Consider the following 21055-nt stretch of genomic DNA (forward strand, 5'->3'; position numbering starts at 1 on the left):
TCAGACTTGAAAATATGATATTAATTTTGCAATCATTAATAGGAATCACAACATCGTGTAATGAAGACTTATCTCAACCTACTCGTTGTGTTTGCCATATTATGCTGGCAGAGCAACACCATTTTAGCCTCCGAACAATACCATATCGAAAATCTCGGAATTATGTCTGGTCTTTCGGATGGCGACGTATTATCGATTACACAAGACAGCCGAGGTCAGATCTGGGTTGCCACAGCCAATGGTCTTAACCGATTTGACGGGACAGATTTCATAAATTTCACCATGGAAAATTCCGGACTTGGTTCAAATGCATTGAACTGCGTGACACAATTACCCAATGATCCAGACAGGCTCTGGATCGGTTCCCAACGAGACGGAATATTTTATTATGACCATGCTTCAGGAGAGATACATGGTTTGACACACCCCGTGCAGATTTCGACTGATGTCACGACAATCACCCCTGCATCAGACTCCGGGATGTGGGTAAACTATTACCACTTCGGACCACAATATATAAATTTCCAAACAGGAGAAAGCCGGGAATACACCTACCGAAAAATTCCCGGAATGCCAAAACACTGCTGGACCACGACCGAGGGGAAGGATGGCAAACTGTATGTGGGGCATGCCGGAGAAGGATTCAGTGTGGTAGATACTGTTCAAAAGAAAGTAGTCACATTCCGGCATCAGGAAGGTAAACCATCAATACCCGGCAACGAAGTATACTCTGTATGTGTGGATAAAGATGACGATGTGTGGTTAGGTACAGATAAGGGAGCGGCTCTCTATCTTCCGAAACAGAATCTCTTCATCCCATTCACAAATGATGAAAACAATCCTAATTCCATTCTGCCGGGAAGAATACGCCACATAGCGCAAGATCGTAACGGCAACATCTGGTTTGCATCCACCCTTGCCGGAGTATGTATGCTTCCCGCCTCCTCCTCAAAAGCCGATGGCTACAGCAAAGCCAAATTCACAAGGATTCCCACAAACGGATTCAGTTTATACACCTCCAATGAATATGCCAGGACAATATATCCGGATTCGTTCGGAAATATCTGGATAGGGAACCATAGGACTGGTCTGTCGGTGATAAATCATATAAGTCCCGGAATATCAAGGATAGAATATATCGGCAAAAACAATAGTAGTTCCCCATATCTTCCGACATGGAGCTGCGCGTACTCCCAAGACGGCACTCTCTGGGTAGGCGGTGTTAATGAAATCGCCCAAATAAAAGATGGTAAGACAAAACATATCCCGATACCTTACGTCCCGGATATTGCAAAGACCTACGTCAAGGCACTTACAATCGACCGCAAAGGGAGAGTATGGATCGGCACCTACGACCGAGGCGCAATGATATATAATCCTTCCAATCAATCATTCATCCGTGTGGAAAATATCAATCCTGATGTGAAAGTATTTACCGAGACTCCGGATGGCGACATGCTCATCGGTACAGACAAAGGTCTATACAGATGCCATAATGGTCTTCCTCATGGAGAATACGACAATAATATCAACATATCCCTTTCCGACCTTGTGATTATGTCGGTCATCATTGATGACCACGGCAATTATTGGATAGGCACATTCGGGAAAGGAGTGTTCATACTCAACAGCTCTTTTGAATTGCAAAGCAATCTCGGCAAACAGGAAGGTCTGCTATCAAACACCATAAATTCAATACTTCAGGATAGTTCAGGCAGAATATGGCTTGCCACACGCGCCGGTGTGACCATGATACCCAATCTGTCAAATCTCTCCTCTTTCACTAATATCACGGAGACTACCAACCGGTATCTACAGATAAAATCTCTTGAAGAGGATAATTTCCACAACATCTGGTTCAGTCATTCAAGGGGTATCGGAAAAATCAACCCTGAGAACAATACCACAAAATTATATCAGTATTCCAACACTCTTCCCATCCATACGTTCATTGACAATGGCGCGACAAGGGATGACAACGGCAACATATTATTCGCATCAAGCAATGGACTGTTTGAGATTAACCCGACAATAATCTTGAGTAAAAAGGATAACATTCCTGCAAAAGTGACAGATTTCTCAGTGTTCCAAGAGAATAATGAAAGTGACAACAATTCATATAGTATCCCTATATTCTCCGACATCATCAATCTGTCGCACAACCAAAACACATTTTCAATCACTTTTAATGTCCTTGATCACGCAATAGCCAGCATATCCGAGTTCCAATGTTCTCTTGAGGGCATAGACAAGGGCTGGCTCTCCCCTTCATCATCAAAAAATAAGGTTCTATTCAGGAACCTTAAACCCGGCACATACAAATTATACGTAAGGCAACGTCAGGAAGGAAATGAATGGGGAGCTCCACAAAATATCATGACAATACACATTGCTCCTCCGATATGGCTGACATGGTGGGCAAAAATTCTGTATCTCATAATAGCTGTGAGCCTTATAGCATATTGTATGCGACTTTACCGCAACTGGATAAATCTTCAGCAGCAAGTATCATTGCTTGAAGAGACCGACCGCAACCGTAGTGAACTAAATGAGGAACGAATGCGATTCTTCACCAACATAACGCATGAATTACGCACTCCGCTCACTCTAATTCTCGGTCCGCTTGAAGAACTCGTCAGCGACCCTAAACTGCCGGCATCTTATTCGGGCAAACTTCAAATGATCCGCAACAGTTCAACACAACTCCTCAACCTTATAAACGGAATCCTTGAATTCCGCAAGACAGAGACACAGAACCGTCGTCTGAAAGTGAAATCCGGCAACCTTCCCAATCTGTTGCGGGAAATCGGTCTTAATTTCAAAGAGCTCAACCATAACAAGGACGTGGAGATAATTCTTGACATTGACGATGATAGCAGCGACTCTCTCTTTGATCCCGAAATCATTACAATCATCATCAACAATATAATGATCAATGCTCTGAAATATACCCAAATGGGGGAAATCAGGCTATCATGCCATATTATCAATATCAACGGTAAATCTACGTTTGAAATCAAAATATCCGACACCGGTTATGGCATCTCAAAGGATAAACTCCCGCATATATTTGAACGCTATTATCAAGCGAACGACACTCATCAGGCATCAGGCACCGGAATAGGATTGGCATTGGTGAAGAGCCTTATTGATATACATGAAGCAACGATTGACGTAGAGTCAGAACCGGGGGAAGGATCGGTATTCACAATTAGACTCCTGCATGATAATCTTTATCCGGATGCACTGCATGGAGATAACGACACATCCGCCCGCGATAAGACTGCAGAAGAGCAAGATGCCGACAATCCCGTTGAGAAAAAGGAGCGTCAGAAAGTACTTATTGTAGAAGACAATTTTGATCTTCGCAAATATATGTGTCAATGCCTGGAAAACCAATTTCAGGTGCTGACGGCAGAGAATGGTCTTGACGGACTAAGATGCGCCCATGAAGATACACCGGATATTATCGTGACAGACATCATGATGCCGGAGATGGACGGTATCGAAATGTGTCGCAACATAAAAGCGGATATCCTCACCTCTCATATCCCCATCGTCATGCTGACAGCAAAAGACTCCATCACCGACAAACAAGAGGGATATGAAGCCGGAGCATCCTCCTATCTTACAAAACCGTTCACTGCAAAATTGCTACTCGCAAGAATAAACAATATTTTGAGACTACAAAGAAACATGGCAGAACATCTAAGAATGCTATCACTATCCAATCCCGTGGATAAACAGATAAAAGAGAATCCATCCGATAATAATCCAAATTCCACAAAAAGTGCCGGGAACGGTGTGAATATAAGCATTCTGTCTCCTCTTGACCGAGAATTTCTTGAAAAGATTGTATCGACAATCAACAAGAACATTTCAAATCCGGATCTGGGTGTCAATTTCCTTGCAGACAAGATGTGCATGAGCAATTCAACACTCTATCGCAAAGTAATGGCTGTGCTCGGAGTGTCGACCAATGAATATATCCGCACCATACGCCTGCAAAAAGCAAAGGAACTGCTTATGGAAAGAAAGCTGTCGATAACCGATATCGCTTTTGAGACAGGCTTCAGCACCCACTCATCCTTTGCCAAAGCGTTTAAGAAAGAGTTTGGGATAACTGCCTCTGAATTTCTGCATACCGTTGGGATCAGAACGGAGGAATAATCCGACACAGCCGTATGTCAAAGGAAAAGGGACCAGACGGGGGAGCAGCGGTAGAGGTGGCGGCTGGAGGCGGGGACTATCAGACGGCAACTGGTGTAGAGCGCAGATTCTGACGGATCGAAGAAGGGGGTGCCGCAATCGAAGGGTGCGGGCTTCCGGCTTTGGCATATTATCTCCTGTAATGCCTGGCATCCGGTGAAGAGGTATTCTCCGAGGAGTTTGTCGTTGGCGGGGAGTACGGCTTTCCGCAGGGATCTGCATCCAGAGAATGCATACGATTCGAGTTCCTCGATTGAGGTGGGGAGTTCTATCTCTTCTAATGAATGACATTCGCTGAACACGTTGCTTCCTATATGCTTGACTCCGGATGGTATCTCTATTCTCTGTAATGACGCACAGTAGGCAAACGCATGGCTTGCTATGTCTTTGAGATTGTCGGGAAGGGATACCGATTCGAGTGAGGTTGACCATGCACACAGATATCGCGGCACCACCGTCACTCCCGACGGTATGGTCAGTGATTCCAGGGCGGTACACTCCCGGAATGCACCCTCACCAATAGTTTTCAAGGATGAGGGTAGTGTCAGGGATTCAAGCGAGGTGCAGCCTAAGAACGCATACTCCCCTATCGTCTCCAACCCCTCCGGCAATATCACATTACGGATATTTGCATTGTCGGCAAAAGCGAAATCAGGGATAGCCGTCACACCAGCGGGCACCACGGCTACAGAATCAGCGGCATCCGTTCCGCATACCGAGACCGCGAAGTCAGAACGGGTATAGGAGTATGAGTTTATGACGGAGACCAACAGGAATATAGTTGCGATCAGACAGCGTATCATTTCACAATCCCCTTCTCAAGATATTCGGCAAGGTTCATGCGGACATGATCTCCGGCACGCTCTACAGCCACCTTTGCCATGTCGGCATCCACCATCAAATTCACGAGATCTTCAAAACTTGTCTTTTCGGTAGGGTTCCAACCAAGTTCACGCTTCGCCTTAGAGGGGTCGCCCCACAGATTGACCACATCAGTCGGACGGTAGAAGTCGGGTGACACCTCCACGAGCACTTTCCCGGTCTTAACATCGATACCCTTCTCATTCTCACCCTCACCCTCAAAACGCAGGTCGATACCGGCGCGCTTGAATGCCAGTAGACAGAACTCTCGCACGGAATGTTGTTCACCTGTGGCGATCACATAGTCATCCGGACGTGGCTGCTGAAGGATAAGCCACATACATTCCACGTAGTCCTTGGCATATCCCCAGTCGCGGAGGGAGGATAGATTACCGAGATATAGTTTCTCCTGCTTACCTTGCGCGATACGTGCGGCGGCAAGGGTGATCTTACGCGTCACGAAGGTCTCACCGCGACGCTCCGACTCATGGTTGAACAGAATGCCGGAGCAGCAGTACATATTGTAAGCCTCGCGGTATTCCCTCACAATCCAGAATCCGTAAAGTTTTGCCACGGCATACGGGCTGTAGGGATGGAACGGAGTCTCCTCATTCTGCGGCACCTGCTCCACCTTCCCATATAGCTCGGATGTGGAAGCCTGATATATGCGGCATGTGTCGGCAAGTCCGCATTGTCTCACCGCCTCAAGGATACGCAACACTCCTGTGGCATCAACATTGGCAGTATATTCCGGAGCATCGAAGCTCACCTGCACATGGCTCTGTGCGGCAAGATTGTAGATCTCATCGGGACGAACTCGCCCGATCACCTGAAGTATCGACATGGAATCACCCAGATCCCCGTAATGCAGATGAAAATTAGGATGCCCCTCCAGATGAGCTATACGCTCCCGGAAGTCGACCGATGAACGGCGTATTATACCATGCACATCATATCCCTTTTCAAGAAGCAATTCAGAGAGATATGACCCATCCTGACCGGTGACACCGGTTATCAATGCTTTTTTCTTCATAATTTAGGTTCAATCTCGTGAGAAAATATCACGCGTATATACTTTTTCTTTGACATCCTCCAGTTCCACATTCGAGCGGTTGGCAAGAATCGCCTGTGATTCCCTCTTGAACTTCTCCAGGTCGTTCACCACACGACTGCCGAAGAAGGTAGTGCCGTCAGGAAGTGTCGGCTCATATATAATGACAGTGGCACCCTTTGCCTTTATGCGCTTCATCACACCCTGTATGGAGGATTGACGGAAATTGTCGGAATTGGATTTCATCGTCAGTCTGTAAACTCCGACTATCGGGGAGGGCACCATATCCACTCCCCCTTTAGGGGGCTGGGGAGCCTGTGTATAATCGTACCAGCCTGCCATTTTGAGCACCTGGTCGGCGATGAAGTCCTTTCGCGTGCGGTTGCTATCCACGATAGCCGACATCATGTTCTGCGGCACGTTGTTGTAGTTAGCGAGTAACTGCTTTGTATCCTTAGGCAGACAGTAGCCACCGTAGCCGAAGGATGGATTGTTGTAGTGAGTGCCGATACGGGGGTCAAGACCAATCCCCTCTATGATAGCCTTGGAGTCAAGCCCCTTTACCTCGGCGTAAGTGTCGAGTTCGTTGAAGTAGCTGACACGTAAAGCGAGATAGGTATTGGCGAATAGTTTGACAGCCTCTGCCTCCTTCAAGCCCATGAAGAGAGTGGGGATAGTGGAAGACCGGGGTTGTGGGGTTGGTTTGTCGGATCCCTGTGGTCCGATTGCGCCTTGCTTGAGAAGGTCGGCAAATTCATGAGCCTTTTTCTCAAGGAATGGTATATCGGCAATTTCTCCAATTGCCTCGTTCTCTGCGTCAAGAGCATCATAACGTTCACTCTTCCCTATCATCTTTGGATAGCCGACGATTATGCGTGAAGGGTACAGGTTATCATACAAGGCTTTGCTCTCGCGGAGAAATTCGGGGGAGAAGAGAAGATTCAACCGTTTTACGCCTTGCCGGGCATATTTGAGATATAGCGATCTGCAATAGCCTACGGGAATGGTAGATTTAATCACCATTACCGCCTCCGGGTTAACGCTGAGCACAAGATCTATGACATCCTCTATATTATGAGTGTCGAAACAATTTGTCACGGGATCATAGTTTGTAGGAGTGGCAATGACCACGAAGTCAGCATCACGATATGCCGCCGCTCCATCGAGAGTGGCGCGGAGATCAAGTTCCTTCTCACGGAGATATATCTCGATGTATTCATCCTGTATGGGCGACTTACCGGCATTGATAAGTTCCACCTTTTCGGGAATAACGTCTACGGCAGTGACGTGATTATGTTGAGCGAGGAGAGTGGCTATTGAAAGACCCACGTATCCTGTTCCGGCTACGGCTATATTCATCTCAATTTCTTTTTTTGAAAGAACGTTGTGGGCGTTGTCATTATTGTCATTATTGGCGGGTTTGACCGTCGCCGGAGATGAAATATTTGTAGGTGGTGAGTTCGGGGAGTCCCATCGGTCCGCGTGCGTGGAGTTTCTGGGTAGAAATGCCGATTTCTGCGCCGAATCCAAATTGTCCGCCGTCGGTGAAGGCTGTGGAGACGTTGGCATATACACAAGCGGCATCCACACCTGCCTGAAAACGTGTTATGTTGTCGGGATTCTCACTCATGATACATTCGCTGTGGTGTGAACCATGACGGGCAATATGCATCATAGCCTCCTCCATCGACCCGACCGTCTTAACCGCCATCTTGTAGTCGCGGAATTCTGTACCGTAGCTTCTCTCATCCGCCTTCAGCAGCAATGTGTCGGGGTATTTTCCTCTAAGCGCATCGTAAGCCGGCTCGTCGGCATATATCATCACCCCCTTCTCGGAAAGCGGCAGACAGATATCGGGAAGGGATGCAAGCCGTTCCTTATGTATGATAAGGCAATCGAGGGCATTACATACACTCACACGCCGCGTCTTGGCGTTGCATACAACCCGTGCCGATTTTTCAATATCGGCAGAGAGATCAATATATGTGTGGCACACTCCGGCACCGGTCTCAATCACCGGCACACGCGAATTTTTTCTGACAAAATCTATCAGTCCGCGTCCGCCTCGCGGTATTATCACATCAATATCCCCAACTGCCTCCATCATCTCGGCGGCACTCTCCCTGTTTGCAGGAAGCAATGTGCATAATACCTCTGGAAGTCCCTCTTCACGCAACACTCCACATATCACATCGACAATTGCACGTGAGGAATTATCGGCATCATGTCCACCTTTCAGCACGCATGCACTCCCGCTCTTGAAGCAAAGTCCAAACACGTCGGCGGTCACGTTGGGACGCGCCTCGTAAATCACCCCTATCACTCCGAACGGTACGGAGATCTTGCGTATCACCATCCCGTTAGGGCGTACCGTCTTTGATATCTGGCGTCCGTAGGGTGACGGCAACTGAGCCACCCTTCTCATGTCGGCGGCAATATCGGCAATACGTTCGGGTGTAAGCATAAGACGGTCATAATCAGGATTGCCTGATGACATTCCCGACAAGTCAACTGCATTGGCTGCCAGGATAGTCTCAGTCTGTTCCTCTATCTTATCAGCCACCTTCAAAAGAATCTCCTCAATTCTCTCGGGCGGGAGAAGCGGAAGAGTGACAGACGCTTCCTTAACTTCCCGTAATAATCCTGAAATCATATATAATCATTTTTATTTTACAAATCGAGATGCAGGTAATCGTAATGTATGGCAGGCCGCATACCCTTCTTCCCTATCACCTCCTTGAGTTCTGAAGAGGAATATTCACAACAGCCTACCCCGAGATGCCCTCCACGTGAGCTTATCACGTCGACCAGATCCCCTTTCCTAAAGTTGCCGCTTACCTCCTCTATCCCCACAGGGAGAAGGCTGGCAGCATGATCGGGAGAGAACAGTGTGCGCTCCGCCCCGTCGTTGATATAGAGTTCCCCCTTGGTGAAATCGCCGGAATGTGCTATCCATTTCTTGACACCATTCACGTGTTCGCCCGGCAATATGCGGGTGCATAAAGTGTCGGGGTCATCGAGCACGGATAGCAGTATGTCGTCGCGCTTACCATTCGCCACCACCACTTCTATACCTTCGGAAGCAGCCTGAAGAGCGATACGGCTCTTCGTCAGCATACCTCCGCGTCCGAAACTTGATTTTCCGGCGACTACCACGTCTGACAGGTCTTTCACCGACGGCTCAACCACCCGAATCACCTCCGATGTCGGGTCAGCAGGATTGCCATTATAAATACCGTCGATATTACTCAAGATTATAAGCATGTCGGCATCCACCATTGCAGCCACGAGTCCTGACAGTTCATCGTTGTCGGTAAACATAAGTTCGGTGACGGATACGGCATCATTCTCATTGATTATCGGTATTACATCATGCATCAGGAGCACCTCTATGCAATGACGCTGGTTGAGATAATGCGTGCGCGATCCGAAACCCTCCTTAGTGGTGAGCACCTGTCCGCACGTCATCCCGTAGTCACGAAACAATTCGTAATATCGGTTTATGAGTTTTGCCTGTCCGACGGTGGAATAAAGTTGCCGTGCAGATACAGTATCAAGAGCATAACGGGCACGCACCTCATTGCGTCCCGCCGCCACCGCACCGGAAGATACCAGCACTACCCTATCACCACGTTTGCGAATTGCCGCCACCTGATCAACGATAGCCGACATTCTTGTGCCGTCGAGCGAACCGTCATTTCGGGTCAGCACATTACTTCCTATTTTAACTACAATTGTTTTCATCAGCTATTTTTTAATTAGACTCCTTAGACTTCTTAGACGTCTAAGGAGTCTAAGGAGTCCTATTTCACACAGGATGCACGCAGAGCCTCTATGACAGCATTCGTGAATCCGTTTGCCTCCAAAGCGTTCAATCCTTTAATCGTTATGCCGCCCGGGGTGGTCACTTTGTCAATTTCCGCTTCGGGATGTGCGCCATCGGCAAGCAATGCCGCCGCACCCTCGGCAGTGAGGGCTGCAATCTGAGTGGCGAATGTCGGACGAAGTCCCAGTTCTACACTACCTTCAGCAGCAGCACGAATAAATCTAAGGAAATAGGCTATACCGCATGATGCGAGTGCCATACAAGCCCCCATGCTTTTCTCCTCTATTACGAAAGCCTTTCCGGAACGGTTGAAGATACCCTCCGCCACTGCCAGCGTGTCGGCATCAACGTTGCTATCGGGAGCTATAAATGTAACGCTCTTGCCTAAGCGTATGGCGGTATTCGGTATGACCCTCATAATCTTCATCTCCCTCTCGGAGGAATGAAGCAAACAGTTAAGATCAGCGAGCGACAACGTAGCCACAACAGAGAGAACAATCGCCCCCGGCTTTATTACAGGGTTTATCTCCTCAATTACACCGGCAGAAATATAGGGTTTCACAGCCAATACAATAATATCGGCATCAGAGACAGCCACCACATTTGACTGCGTAATCTCCACTCCGGGAATCTCCTTATGGATTCTGTCAATGGTAATCTTTGTCTTTGCAGTGCATACTACCCGGAAGTCGGCACCGACAAGAGAGGCTGCTATAGCACCCCCCATGTTTCCAGCTCCTATTATGGCGATTTTCTTCATTCTTTTGATTAATATTAAAAAATTGAGAGGTAATCATATATTTAAAAAGAAAAAATTACCATTTTATTGTATCATACCTACTATTGTAACCATTAGATGTGGGATTCTTGTGATAATCTTGTTTTTTCAACAAGATTAGGCATCATTTACAGTCATGATAAGCTATCCAAAATAAGGTTTGAGGACTTAAATGTCATTACTGTCATTATTGTCATTAGGGACATTAATGATATCACATAAAAAAAAAGCCGGACTACCCTCACGGGCAATCCGACACAACATTTTATACAATTTATGCTTATACTGTATATGACTTTTGCTTTTCGTTTTATTTGAAACGGCGGTTGCCTTCAAGAGCGGGCTTGCCGTTGTCGGCTGCCACTTTCTTAGTGTTTCTCTTGATGATATTGTAGGCGATGGGAGCTGCGCAGTAGAGTGAGCAGAACGTACCTACAATCACGCCGAAGATCATTGCGAATGTGAAGCTGCGGATAGTGTCGCCACCGAGGAAGAAAATGCAGCAGAGCACGAGCAATGTTGAGAATGAGGTCATCACTGTACGTGTAAGAGTTGTGTTAAGACTCTTGTTGAACGTCTCGTAGCGATCCTCTTTCGGATAGAGCTTCATCATCTCACGCACACGGTCGAATACCACCACAGTATCGTTGATCTGATAACCGATGATGGTGAGGACAGCTGCGATAAACGACTGGTCGATCTCCATTGAGAACGGCAAGAAGCCCCAGCAGATAGAATAGAAGCCGATGATGAGGAATGCTGTGAGAGCCACGGCACAAACCGCACCGACAGAGAAGGCGATGTTGTGGAAACGCACGAGGATGTAAAGGAACATACATACTACAGCGATACCAACAGCCCATACGGCATCACGCTTCATATCGTCAGCCACAGAGGGACCCACCTTTTGGATAGAGATGATACCACGGTTTTCGTCAGCCACGGCAAAAGCATTCTCATCCATCACCTTACCGTCAGCGCCGGTAAGCTCAGGCTTAAGATTCTTATAGAGAAGTGCAGAAATCTCATTGTCGATATTTGCGTCTTCTGCATCAATCTTATAGTTGGTAGAGATACGCACCTTAGTGTCGTTGTCAATCGTGATCACCCCCACGCTGACAGTCTTGTCGTCAGCCTCTTTCTGAAGCTCACTGAGAAGACGTGCCTGAATGTCGGCAGGATTTACAGATTTGTCGAACTGCACCACATAGTTGCGACCACCGGAGAAGTCAATACCCTGATTCATTCCACGGAATATGAGCGAAGCCACCGATATCACGATAAGGGCGAGCCATACGATAGAGGCGGTCTTCCACTGACCGAGGAAATTAAACTTGGTGCCGGAGAAAAGGTTGCGGCTGATGCCTGTATCAAACGTCATATTCTCGCAACGACCATTCTTCGTGATGAGTTCAAACGCAATGCGGGTGAGGAACACAGCTGTGAAGAATGAGCATACAAGACCGATGATAAGAGTAGTGGCAAAACCCTTGATAGGACCTGAACCGAAGATCAGGAGGATCACACCTGTGATGACAGAAGTGAGGTTTGAGTCGAAGATTGCGGAGAATGCGTTGCTGTAGCCTTCAGAGATAGCCTGACGGAGTTTCTTGCCAAGACGCAATTCCTCTTTAGTACGCTCGAAGATAAGCACGTTGGCATCGACAGCCATACCGAGGGAGAGGACGATACCGGCAATACCTGACAGAGTAAGCACAGCCTGGAAAGAGGCAAGGATACCGAGAGTGAAGTAAAGGTTGAGGATAAGACCTACGTTAGCCACAAGACCGGGAATCACACCATATATAAGGATCATGAAGATCATCAGAAGGATGATTGCCACGACGAAAGAGAGGAAACCCTGCTGCACAGCCTCAGCACCAAGGCTCGGACCGATAACGTTGTTGCTCACTACGTCAACCTTCGCGCTCATCTTACCGGATTTGAGCACGTTTGCAAGGTCGTTAGCCTCTTCGGGAGTGAAGTTACCGGTGATTTCGGAAGAGCCGCCGGTGATCTCGTTGTTTACATTGGGGAATGAGTATACATTGTTATCAAGCACGATTGCGATGGGGCGTCCGATGTTGTTGCGGGTAAGAGTAGCCCAAGCCTGAGCACCGGCATCGTTCATTCGCATGTTGACAGTGTTGCCACGCATATTGTCGTATTCGCTTGAAGCAGAAGTCACGACATCGCCCTGAAGGGCAGCCTCACCCTTGAGAGCCACGAGCTCCCAGTAAGGGGTAGTGCGGTCTTCACCGTTAGCCTTCTTCACCACGTTGCCCTGCGCATCATACACGGGGAAATCCACCGGCTTCACGCTCCATACGGCAGAGAAATCGCTGGGGAGCTTCTGCTTGGCAAGAGGAGACGAGAGGATACTGTCGACCACTGCCTTGTTGCGGGGCGTCACCATACCGATCACGGGGCTGCCGGCACGCTGCGGACCACCGAGAAGCTCGATGATATTTGTATGGTTAATGGTGTCCTGCTGAGCCCAAGCCTGAGCGAAAGCAGAAAGATCGTTGGCTATTTCATTATAATTATATACCTCAAAGAACTCAAGGTTGGCTGAAGATTTCAACAACTCAGTGACACGCTCCGGCTCTTTCACGCCCGGGAGTTCAAGAAGGATCTGTCCGTTCTTATCCTGAAGTTTCTGGATATTCGGAGCAACGACACCAAACTGGTCGATACGTGTGCGGAAGATATTGAAGGCTGCGTCTACCTGACTGTCGATCTGCTTCTGAAGCGCATCAGCCACTTCCTCATTAGAAGCATTGCTCTTCACCTTACCCATATACTCACCCTCACGAGTGAACAATCCGACCATCGCGCCCGGCTGGATGTAAGACGTGAACTTAGAGATAAAATTCTTATCGCTGCCTTTCACACCGTCGGACTGCACCTTTGCAATTGTGCTGTTGATCTGACGGAGCTGCTGCTCACCCGACGCATACTGACGTAGTATGTCAGGCACCGAGATTTCGAGCACCACGTTCATACCACCCTTCAGGTCAAGACCAAGACCGATCTCAAGTTTGCGTACCTGATTGTAGGTGTAGCCCAGATAGACTTTCTCTTTGTCGATAGAATCGTTAAACTGCTTTAGATTCTGTTTGTAGGCATCATTGGTTACGTCGCTTGTCTTGGACATCATCGCGGCATATTCCTCTGCCTTCTTCTCATAGTGAGAGGTCACAAAAGAGAAGGAGATATAAAATCCGCAAATCAAGACCAAAAGGACGGCAATGGTGCTGATAAACCCTTTGTTCTGCATGTTTTGTTGTTTTATTGTGTTTATTGATTTTTGTCAGGTATACGAAGAGCCAGGCCCTATTCCGGGTCTGTCTACTTTTTCAGCTTGCAAATATAGCTTAAAATTTTGACCTATGACACATTTAAGTAGGTAAAAATGGCTTTTTCTCTCATTTTAAACAAAATTCACACCTTACTTAGCTATATATGAAATTTATTTGCTACTTTTGAAGTCTGAAAACGACAAAGAAAGATGAAGACCGGAGGGAAAAGAGATTTAATTTACCTGCTTTGGGCTCTTGTTGCGACAGGAGTCCTTGTCTCATGTGCCTCTATAGGAAACCCTTCGGGAGGACCGCGCGATGAAGACCCGCCCATATTCGTGAAAGGAAATCCCGCGCCGGGGGCACTCAACGTGAAGAAGCAGAAAGTAGAACTGGAATTTGATGAGCTCGTCAACGTCAAGGATGCTTTCTCAAAAGTAGTGGTGTCGCCGGTGTCGAAGTCCGTGCCCCGCGTCTCTTCACAAGGACGCAAGGTAATCGTGCAGTTTACCGATACACTCGTCCCCAACACCACCTATACAATAGACTTTGCAGACGCCATAGAGGATAACAACGAGAACAACAAGCTACAGGGATTCACCTACTCCTTCTCAACAGGCGACGTGCTTGACACACTCCAGATCTCCGGAATGGTTCTTTCCGCCGACGCTCTTGAGCCACAACAGGGGATGCTGGTGGGAGTGTATTCCAACCTTGCAGACTCCGCCTTCTCCACCCTCCCCTTCGAACGCGTCACAAAGACAGATGACCGCGGACGCTTCTCTGTGCAGGGTCTTGCGCCCGGAGAATACCGCATCTTCGCCCTTGCAGATGTGGACAACGACTACAAACGTGCCAATCCGGAAGAGGCAATGGCATTCTATGACGTCACCCTCTCCCCCACCTCCGAACGCGTCAATGCCGTCGACACGGTGTTTAACCTTCTTACAGGGGAGGTGGACACTGTGCTCAACCGCGAGAGGACCCGTTTCCTCCCCAACGACATACTACTGCGCTCATTCGAGAGCGACTACAAATCGCAGTTCCTTCAGAAATATGAGAGAGTGGACTCCACCAGACTGCAATTCATCTTCAATGCCCCGTCAGACGTCCTGCCTAAGATCGAGCCTGTGAATATAGAGGGATATAAAGATTGGTGGGTGCTCGAACGCTCTGCCAAGAACGACACCCTCACCTACTGGATCACCCCTCCGGGGCTTGTGGCAGTCGACAGTCTCCGCATAGCCACGACATATCTGCGCACCGACTCCGCCCAGAACCTGACGGAAGCCACCGACACGCTGCGTTTCTACACCCAGCGTCCCAAAGCGGTGAAAAAGAAGGAGAAAAAGAAGAAGAATGAGGAGGAGACCGACACTTTGCCCCCGGTGATACCTCCTCTCGGACTACGCATGGTCACCTCATCCACACAGGAAGTGTATATGCCGTTGCTCATGGAGTTTGACACCCCGATAACGCGCCTTGACACTGCCGCCTTTCACCTGGATATGAAGGTAGACACCGTATGGACCCCCATAACATCGGGATGGAAACCGGAACGCTCCGACACTCTCAATCCACGGCTTTTCCGAATCAGCTATCCTTGGGAATATGCCACGGAATATCGTCTTATGATAGACACACTTGCCGCCACCGGCATCTACGGGCTGCATACCAACCCGACCGAGCATAAGTTTAAGACTAAATCGGAGGAGGATTATTGTGCCCTCACCTTCAACATAACCAATTTCACCGACACGGTGCCGGCATTCGTGGAGCTTGTAAACGGATCGGATGCCGTCGTCAGACGAGAACCCGTAGTGAACGGGAGCGTCACCTTCCGTTATCTCGCACCTGGGAAATATTACGCACGCATATTTGAAGACAATAATGGCAACGGCATATATGACACCGGCGACTACACGGAAGGACGTCAGCCCGACGTGGCATACTATTATCCCAAACTCATCAATCTGAAAAAGAATTGGGAGAAATCGGAATCGTGGAACGTATTTGAGACAGCCGTCGACATGATGAAGCCGGAGGCAATCAAGAAGAACAAACCCGCCGCCGACAAACGCAACCGCAATAAGAAGAATGAAAAGAATAACGAAGAAGAAGAGGATGAGGATTATTTTGACCCGACCCGTAACCCGTTTGATCCCAACGACAAGGGACGCAGAAGATCATATTAAGGCACAGTCGACATAATCTGCTTTTTGAATAAGCGGTCAATGTCTTGCCAACAAGCAAGACGATTTATCTTTCTCCTCATATATCAATAAAAAATCACACTCCCATATCTCTAACAACATTATCATGGAAAAAGGCATCAAATCACGTCGGAAAATACTTGAAGTGGCATTTAAGCTATTTGCCACATACTCTTATCCTGACGTATCATATTCATTACTTGAGGAGGCCACCGGCATCAGCCGTGGGTCAATGGTATATTATTTCAAGAATAAAGAGGGAATTTTCAGTGCAGTACTGGATGAGTTCTTCTATGGAGCCTCCTACGTCTCGGCACTTCCCTCAGAATTGCGCACTTCCCTAAAGATTTTCTATAATGCGGCTGTCAATTTCTATGATGCCAACATCCGCAGGATGAAAGCTTATCAGATACCGAACGTAGCAGAAGCGAATCTCAACATCGATCACAACGCAATGCAATTTATCCCTGAGTTTAAGGAGCGGGAATTGCTTGCTCTTGAAGAGGAGAAGAAGGTATGGGAAGAGGTCATACGCAATTCCATAGCATCCGGTGAGCTCCGTGCAGACATAGACCCGAAGGAGACGGCACTCCTGTTTCACACGATGTCGATGGGCATCTTCTATTCAGGAGCCCATGAGAAGACTTTCCCGGATGCAGAGCCGCTCCGACGTGTGCTCGAAGGGCTCTACAATGCCATCCGCCGCTGACGCCATCGCGTCAACCGACAAGCAAGTGGCACACTACACATAATAGGCTGTCTGACAAACCGGGTCAGACAGCCTATTTCTCATTTATAGTTGAATTATTCTTCTGACATATCAGCAGAGTTTTTATTCTAACCAAAGATATCTGCATGCGTGCCGGTGTCTACCATAATCATTAATAATGTATCATCATGTTGCTCCCAAACCAACAACCAATCACTTCCTATACCTCCTATATGGCATTCCCATTGCCCTTTCCTTTTACCTTGCAATTTATGAGGTTTATATTCCGGAGGAAGCGATCCGTTTTGAACAAGCAATGTGATAGTCGCCTGAAGATCTTCAACAGGTAAGCCCCTCTTGACACATTTTTTATATGCCTTTTTGAAGCTATTTGCGAATGCTACTTGATACATTATCAGCTGTTTAATTTATCAAACATATCCTCAACACTTTCACAATAGGTGATACGGCCAGCATCAATGTCTTCGCAAGCACGCTCGTAGCTTGTTTTCCGTTTTGGCTTGGAGATTGATATGCCATTCATCATACTTATTATTTTTTTCAGGGCAGCAGCAGCTTTGGGGTCTTCAATGTTTAATACTAATTGTGTCATATCAAGAGAGATTTTTATTGTTATAACGAAAAAGGCGGGAGTCGGTTTGACTCTCGCCTTCGCAGGTTTCAATGTGATCCGGTTGGGATTCGAACCCAAGACCCACAGCTTAGAAGGCTGTTGCTCTATCCAGCTGAGCTACCAGACCTGCCTCAAGAATGATCCACATTCTCTCTTCGGACTGCAAAGTTAGTTATTATTTTTCAGTCATCAAAATTTTTTTGATGAAAAGTTTTTTGTCCTGACGAAAATTGCGTTTCGCTTTGAGATCTTCATTGATTGTAGTCTGCAAAAGAATTGCGCATGCTATCTGTGCGGGGCAAATTCGGGAGGGAGTATCTTGTCGGGATTCACGCTGTCTACAGAGGTCACTACAATCTTCGAGGCTCCTCTCCACGGTAGAGTGGCATGATATTTCCGGTATCCTACACGTACAGGCTCCGCACTGATCTGCGCCCGCTTCAATCGTGTCGCCACCTTCTCATCCACTGCCGTGAATATGAAGTCTCGGCTATATATCCGCGTGGTGTCCATAAGCTCCTTATATGGTATCAGCACACCTTCAAACGTCTTGAACACTGTGCCCCGACGCTCTATATTCTCCACGTATCCGAATTGAATGGCATCATCCACGTATGGGGAGAAGTATCTGAACCAGCAGCCTATTATAAGGGCGATCAGCACCACGACACCACCTATCCATAGCCACATAGCAAGGCGTGGACGCGGCTTCAGATGCTCCCATTCCGATTCTTCCTGATCCCAATAATTTGGATCGTCCGGACGATATGACGGTTTCTTGGGGCGCTTCACACGCACCTCAGGGATTTCTTCATCACTTTCGAAAAAATCATTATCCTCTTTTTCGTCTTTTGGAGTTAATAGCATTGGGGTTGTGTTTTTTATTGTTTATGATTTTATTGTTATCTGTATTATTCTGGTTGATCTGAGAGACCGGACAGGATCCCTCGCCCATGGGCGCTGGGCACAGAACTCCAGACGACTGGAAATTCAGAGGGCACAGGACTCCAGACAACTGCTTAGAAGGAACGGGAAGTGGGTGCAGCTGATTTTGTCTCTTTTTTCCTTAATGAGATATAGACCATCGTGTAGATGCCAAGGATTATAAGCATGACAGTCTGACCGCTCCATTGGAGCATGGAGAAGGCTGTGCCTTCCGCATCGCTTATGCCGTATATCGCGAGACCGAACATGACTGCGAGATTCCACGGTCCAAGTCCACCGTTGGATGGTATCGCCATACCTATCGAGCTGAGTACGAATGCTACAAGGCATGGTGTGAGTCCGGCTGCCAATCCCGGCTCATGACATAGTGCTCGGGTAAATCCGAAAGCATAGAACGCCACGTAAAGCTGGGTGAAATAGCATCCCCAGATGCAAAGGGTAAGGATAAGGAACTGCCAGCGTCCCTTCATACGAGCAACGACTGAAAAGCCTTCCCACATATTAAGAGCCATACCCTTCAGTTTCTCCACTACCTTAGTGTCGCGGAACACTCTCAGGAGCACCCACACGAGTATGACGCCACCCACTATGGCAGCCCAAAACCACCACTCGCCTATCAACGCCACCAAGTCGCGTCCGACAGGATATTTCGTCATGAATGCCTCCAAAGCCGGAGCTGCCACCACAAGACAGAGCAGCAGAAGAAGAAGCACCATGAGAGTGTCGGCAAGACGGTCGCCTATCATCGACCCAAGCACAGAGGTGAACGAAGCCTTTTCCGATGATGCAATATAGGTGCATCGCCACACCTCCCCAAGTCTTGGGAACACCAGATTGAGAGCATAGCAGCCGAATATGCTGCAACATAGTGCCATAAACGGAGGACGTATACCCAAGGCATCCAGCTGAAGACGCCAGCGTGCAGCACGAAACACGTGGGAGAACACGCTGATGACCATTGCAAGGATAATCCACCAATAGTCAACTCCATGTTTTATAAGGTCCCACATCTCCGAGAAATTCACTTTCTTGAACATATAGGTCACGAGCAACACCGTCAACGCCAACGGCAGCAAGTAACGCACAGCGATATTTAATATCTTTTGCATATAAGGGTCCCTGCAGTCTTCAGCATGGTCAACCAATAGCAGGGCAAGTATTTAAACGGTTAATAATAATGTTAATTCTCTCCATATTCCACGTTGCACGTAGTAATCTAAAGCATGAAGCTCACCTCCTTGAAGGCATACCGTCGGCTTTCGCCACCATCCGTCTCCAAAGTCAGCATACCGTCGGGGGCCACATCGGCGATACGCGCCGATATCTTCTCATTAGTGCGGCAGTCAAGGAATGGATGGAATGTGCCGTCGGCACGCCATAGCCGGCTCATGTATTCCTCATGCGTAGCCCTCTTATCGGCATACATGCCCGCCATCCTCATCTCAACAAGTTCGGCAAGGCGTCGCGCCACAGTGCCGATCTCATGCGACTCTCCGGTCAGCTGCTTCACCGACACAGGATTCGGGGCATCGCTGACAAAACGCGTCTGGTTGACGTTGACCCCTACCCCGGCAATTGTGCGTAATATGCGGTCAGGCATGATGGAATGTTCTATCAGGATGCCGCATATCTTCATGTCGCCTGCATAGATATCGTTTGGCCATTTCACCTTTGTCTCCACCCCTAACTCCGCAAGCAGGTCGACGACAGCCATCGACACCGCCTCCGATATCAGGAACTGCTCCGAAGGGAGTATCCCTTCGGGTCGCAGGCAAATAGAGGCTGTCAGATTCATGTATGGCTCCGACTCCCATGAGTTTCCACGCTGACCTCTTCCTGCTGTCTGTCGGTCGGCAAAGACCAGGAAGGTGAGCTGCAACCTACTCTCATGCTCCTTAACCCAGGAATTTGTCGAATCCACCTCTTCAATCCGTAGCGTCATCATAGGCAATCGTCACCATTCTATTTTACGCGAACCGTCGGGAAGCTCCGATATGCTCACCTCAACGGTCTCTTCCGGCAACAGATCGCCGATACGTTCCGCCCATTCCATCAGGCAGAGATGTCCGGAATAGAAATAATCCTCCGCACCGAGGTCAAGAGCCTCCTGCGGACTATCAATACGGTAGAAGTCAAAATGATATATCGGTTTGCCGTCAGAAGCGAGATACTCATTCACAATGCTGAAGGTAGGGCTTCCGGAGTCGTCGGCAGCCCCAAGCTGACGGCATACCTCCGTAATGAACGTGGTCTTGCCGGCACCCATGTCGCCGTTGAAGGCAAACAGCCGATTGTCGCCCATCGCCTTTATGAAGTCGCGAGCTGCATCCGGCAGCTGCTGAAGAGTGAATATCAATTCCATAATATAAATTTTGCGAAGCGTCATCCACACGGAAGACACATTGCAAAATTACAAAAAAAACTTGAAATAATTATTAAGAAGTATTCTTTAGCAACTTTCGGAGTGCTAAAGCGTTAATATTTCATAACAAATCATTAAGTAATCGTAAAAAAATAAGTTGTGAAA

General features: G+C 48.0%; 16 protein-coding genes and 1 tRNA gene. 3 read left to right on the forward strand and 14 right to left on the reverse strand.

Translation table 11 applies throughout. The annotated features are described in order from the left end of the window. Positions 1–60 precede the first annotated feature (60 nt). Complete coding sequence (locus tag E5331_RS05675; protein ID WP_123483618.1) at positions 61–4170, forward strand: two-component regulator propeller domain-containing protein; 4110 nt, start codon at positions 61–63, stop codon at positions 4168–4170. A gap of 17 nt (positions 4171–4187) precedes the next feature. Here E5331_RS05675 and E5331_RS05680 read toward each other — a convergent pair whose 3' ends face one another. From E5331_RS05680 to secD, 7 genes are all read right to left on the reverse strand, one after another. Next, on the reverse strand, positions 4188–5012 hold the full coding sequence (locus tag E5331_RS05680) for a leucine-rich repeat domain-containing protein (protein WP_135984191.1): 825 nt from the start codon (positions 5010–5012) through the stop codon (positions 4188–4190). Continuing rightward, complete coding sequence (gmd, locus tag E5331_RS05685) at positions 5009–6103, reverse strand: GDP-mannose 4,6-dehydratase (RefSeq protein ID WP_123483616.1); 1095 nt, start codon at positions 6101–6103, stop codon at positions 5009–5011. The genes E5331_RS05680 and gmd overlap by 4 nt, the downstream gene beginning before the upstream one ends. Positions 6104–6112: 9 nt before the next feature. Continuing rightward, entirely contained in the window at positions 6113–7480 is a 1368-nt protein-coding gene (locus E5331_RS05690) for a UDP binding domain-containing protein (protein ID WP_123483615.1), read from the reverse strand. A 49-nt stretch (positions 7481–7529) separates the two neighbouring features. Continuing rightward, positions 7530–8774: a glutamate-5-semialdehyde dehydrogenase gene (locus tag E5331_RS05695; RefSeq protein ID WP_123483614.1), complete on the reverse strand. Its 1245-nt coding sequence runs from the start codon at positions 8772–8774 to the stop codon at positions 7530–7532. 17 nt (positions 8775–8791) lie between these two features. Further along, a complete protein-coding gene (gene proB, locus E5331_RS05700) occupies positions 8792–9865 on the reverse strand; it encodes a glutamate 5-kinase (protein ID WP_123483613.1) in 1074 nt (357 codons plus the stop codon). Between the two features lie 59 nt (positions 9866–9924). Further along, positions 9925–10707: a pyrroline-5-carboxylate reductase family protein gene (locus E5331_RS05705; protein WP_123483612.1), complete on the reverse strand. Its 783-nt coding sequence runs from the start codon at positions 10705–10707 to the stop codon at positions 9925–9927. Positions 10708–11035: 328 nt separating this feature from the next. Then, on the reverse strand, positions 11036–14005 hold the full coding sequence (gene secD, locus E5331_RS05710) for a protein translocase subunit SecD (RefSeq protein WP_135984193.1): 2970 nt from the start codon (positions 14003–14005) through the stop codon (positions 11036–11038). Positions 14006–14236: 231 nt separating this feature from the next. On the opposite strand from secD, the gene E5331_RS05715 reads away from it, so the two are divergent. Next, a complete protein-coding gene (locus tag E5331_RS05715; protein WP_123483610.1) occupies positions 14237–16222 on the forward strand; it encodes an Ig-like domain-containing domain in 1986 nt (661 codons plus the stop codon). 124 nt (positions 16223–16346) lie between these two features. Then, entirely contained in the window at positions 16347–16949 is a 603-nt protein-coding gene (locus tag E5331_RS05720) for a TetR/AcrR family transcriptional regulator (protein ID WP_123483609.1), read from the forward strand. Between the two features lie 128 nt (positions 16950–17077). On the opposite strand, the gene E5331_RS05725 is transcribed toward E5331_RS05720, so the two are convergent. The 7 genes from E5331_RS05725 to tsaE all read right to left on the reverse strand — a co-directional run bounded on the left by E5331_RS05725 (position 17078) and on the right by tsaE (position 20890). Further along, on the reverse strand, positions 17078–17362 hold the full coding sequence (locus tag E5331_RS05725; protein ID WP_169477643.1) for a type II toxin-antitoxin system YafQ family toxin: 285 nt from the start codon (positions 17360–17362) through the stop codon (positions 17078–17080). Positions 17363–17364: 2 nt separating this feature from the next. Beyond that, positions 17365–17562 (reverse strand): hypothetical protein, encoded by a 198-nt coding sequence (locus tag E5331_RS05730; RefSeq protein WP_135984195.1) that lies wholly within the window; start codon positions 17560–17562, stop codon positions 17365–17367. A gap of 74 nt (positions 17563–17636) precedes the next feature. Continuing rightward, a tRNA-Arg gene (locus E5331_RS05735) sits at positions 17637–17710 on the reverse strand. Between the two features lie 158 nt (positions 17711–17868). Beyond that, positions 17869–18450, reverse strand: a complete 582-nt coding sequence (locus E5331_RS05740; protein ID WP_123483606.1) for a hypothetical protein — start codon at positions 18448–18450, stop codon at positions 17869–17871. Between the two features lie 152 nt (positions 18451–18602). After that, a complete protein-coding gene (locus E5331_RS05745) occupies positions 18603–19637 on the reverse strand; it encodes a lysylphosphatidylglycerol synthase transmembrane domain-containing protein (RefSeq protein ID WP_123483605.1) in 1035 nt (344 codons plus the stop codon). Positions 19638–19744: 107 nt separating this feature from the next. Continuing rightward, the gene (locus tag E5331_RS05750; protein ID WP_135984197.1) at positions 19745–20473 is read right to left on the reverse strand and encodes a biotin--[acetyl-CoA-carboxylase] ligase; all 729 of its coding nucleotides are present in this window, start codon (positions 20471–20473) and stop codon (positions 19745–19747) included. Positions 20474–20482: 9 nt separating this feature from the next. Next, complete coding sequence (tsaE, locus tag E5331_RS05755) at positions 20483–20890, reverse strand: tRNA (adenosine(37)-N6)-threonylcarbamoyltransferase complex ATPase subunit type 1 TsaE (RefSeq protein WP_135984199.1); 408 nt, start codon at positions 20888–20890, stop codon at positions 20483–20485. Positions 20891–21055 lie beyond the last annotated feature (165 nt).

This window comes from Lepagella muris (genome assembly GCF_004793975.1).
Taxonomy (GTDB): domain Bacteria; phylum Bacteroidota; class Bacteroidia; order Bacteroidales; family Muribaculaceae; genus Lepagella; species Lepagella muris.

Coding starts and splice junctions, on each gene's coding strand:
- E5331_RS05705 (WP_123483612.1), bottom strand. CDS start 10,707: ATGAAGAAAATCGCCATAATAGGAGCTGGAAACATGGGGGGTGCTATA.
- secD (WP_135984193.1), bottom strand. CDS start 14,005: ATGCAGAACAAAGGGTTTATCAGCACCATTGCCGTCCTTTTGGTCTTG.
- E5331_RS05745 (WP_123483605.1), bottom strand. CDS start 19,637: ATGCAAAAGATATTAAATATCGCTGTGCGTTACTTGCTGCCGTTGGCG.
- E5331_RS05695 (WP_123483614.1), bottom strand. CDS start 8,774: ATGATTTCAGGATTATTACGGGAAGTTAAGGAAGCGTCTGTCACTCTT.
- E5331_RS05730 (WP_135984195.1), bottom strand. CDS start 17,562: ATGACACAATTAGTATTAAACATTGAAGACCCCAAAGCTGCTGCTGCC.
- E5331_RS05720 (WP_123483609.1), top strand. CDS start 16,347: ATGGAAAAAGGCATCAAATCACGTCGGAAAATACTTGAAGTGGCATTT.
- E5331_RS05680 (WP_135984191.1), bottom strand. CDS start 5,012: ATGATACGCTGTCTGATCGCAACTATATTCCTGTTGGTCTCCGTCATA.
- tsaE (WP_135984199.1), bottom strand. CDS start 20,890: ATGGAATTGATATTCACTCTTCAGCAGCTGCCGGATGCAGCTCGCGAC.
- E5331_RS05750 (WP_135984197.1), bottom strand. CDS start 20,473: ATGATGACGCTACGGATTGAAGAGGTGGATTCGACAAATTCCTGGGTT.
- E5331_RS05715 (WP_123483610.1), top strand. CDS start 14,237: ATGAAGACCGGAGGGAAAAGAGATTTAATTTACCTGCTTTGGGCTCTT.
- E5331_RS05690 (WP_123483615.1), bottom strand. CDS start 7,480: ATGAATATAGCCGTAGCCGGAACAGGATACGTGGGTCTTTCAATAGCC.
- proB (WP_123483613.1), bottom strand. CDS start 9,865: ATGAAAACAATTGTAGTTAAAATAGGAAGTAATGTGCTGACCCGAAAT.
- gmd (WP_123483616.1), bottom strand. CDS start 6,103: ATGAAGAAAAAAGCATTGATAACCGGTGTCACCGGTCAGGATGGGTCA.
- E5331_RS05725 (WP_169477643.1), bottom strand. CDS start 17,362: ATGTATCAAGTAGCATTCGCAAATAGCTTCAAAAAGGCATATAAAAAA.
- E5331_RS05675 (WP_123483618.1), top strand. CDS start 61: ATGAAGACTTATCTCAACCTACTCGTTGTGTTTGCCATATTATGCTGG.
- E5331_RS05740 (WP_123483606.1), bottom strand. CDS start 18,450: ATGCTATTAACTCCAAAAGACGAAAAAGAGGATAATGATTTTTTCGAA.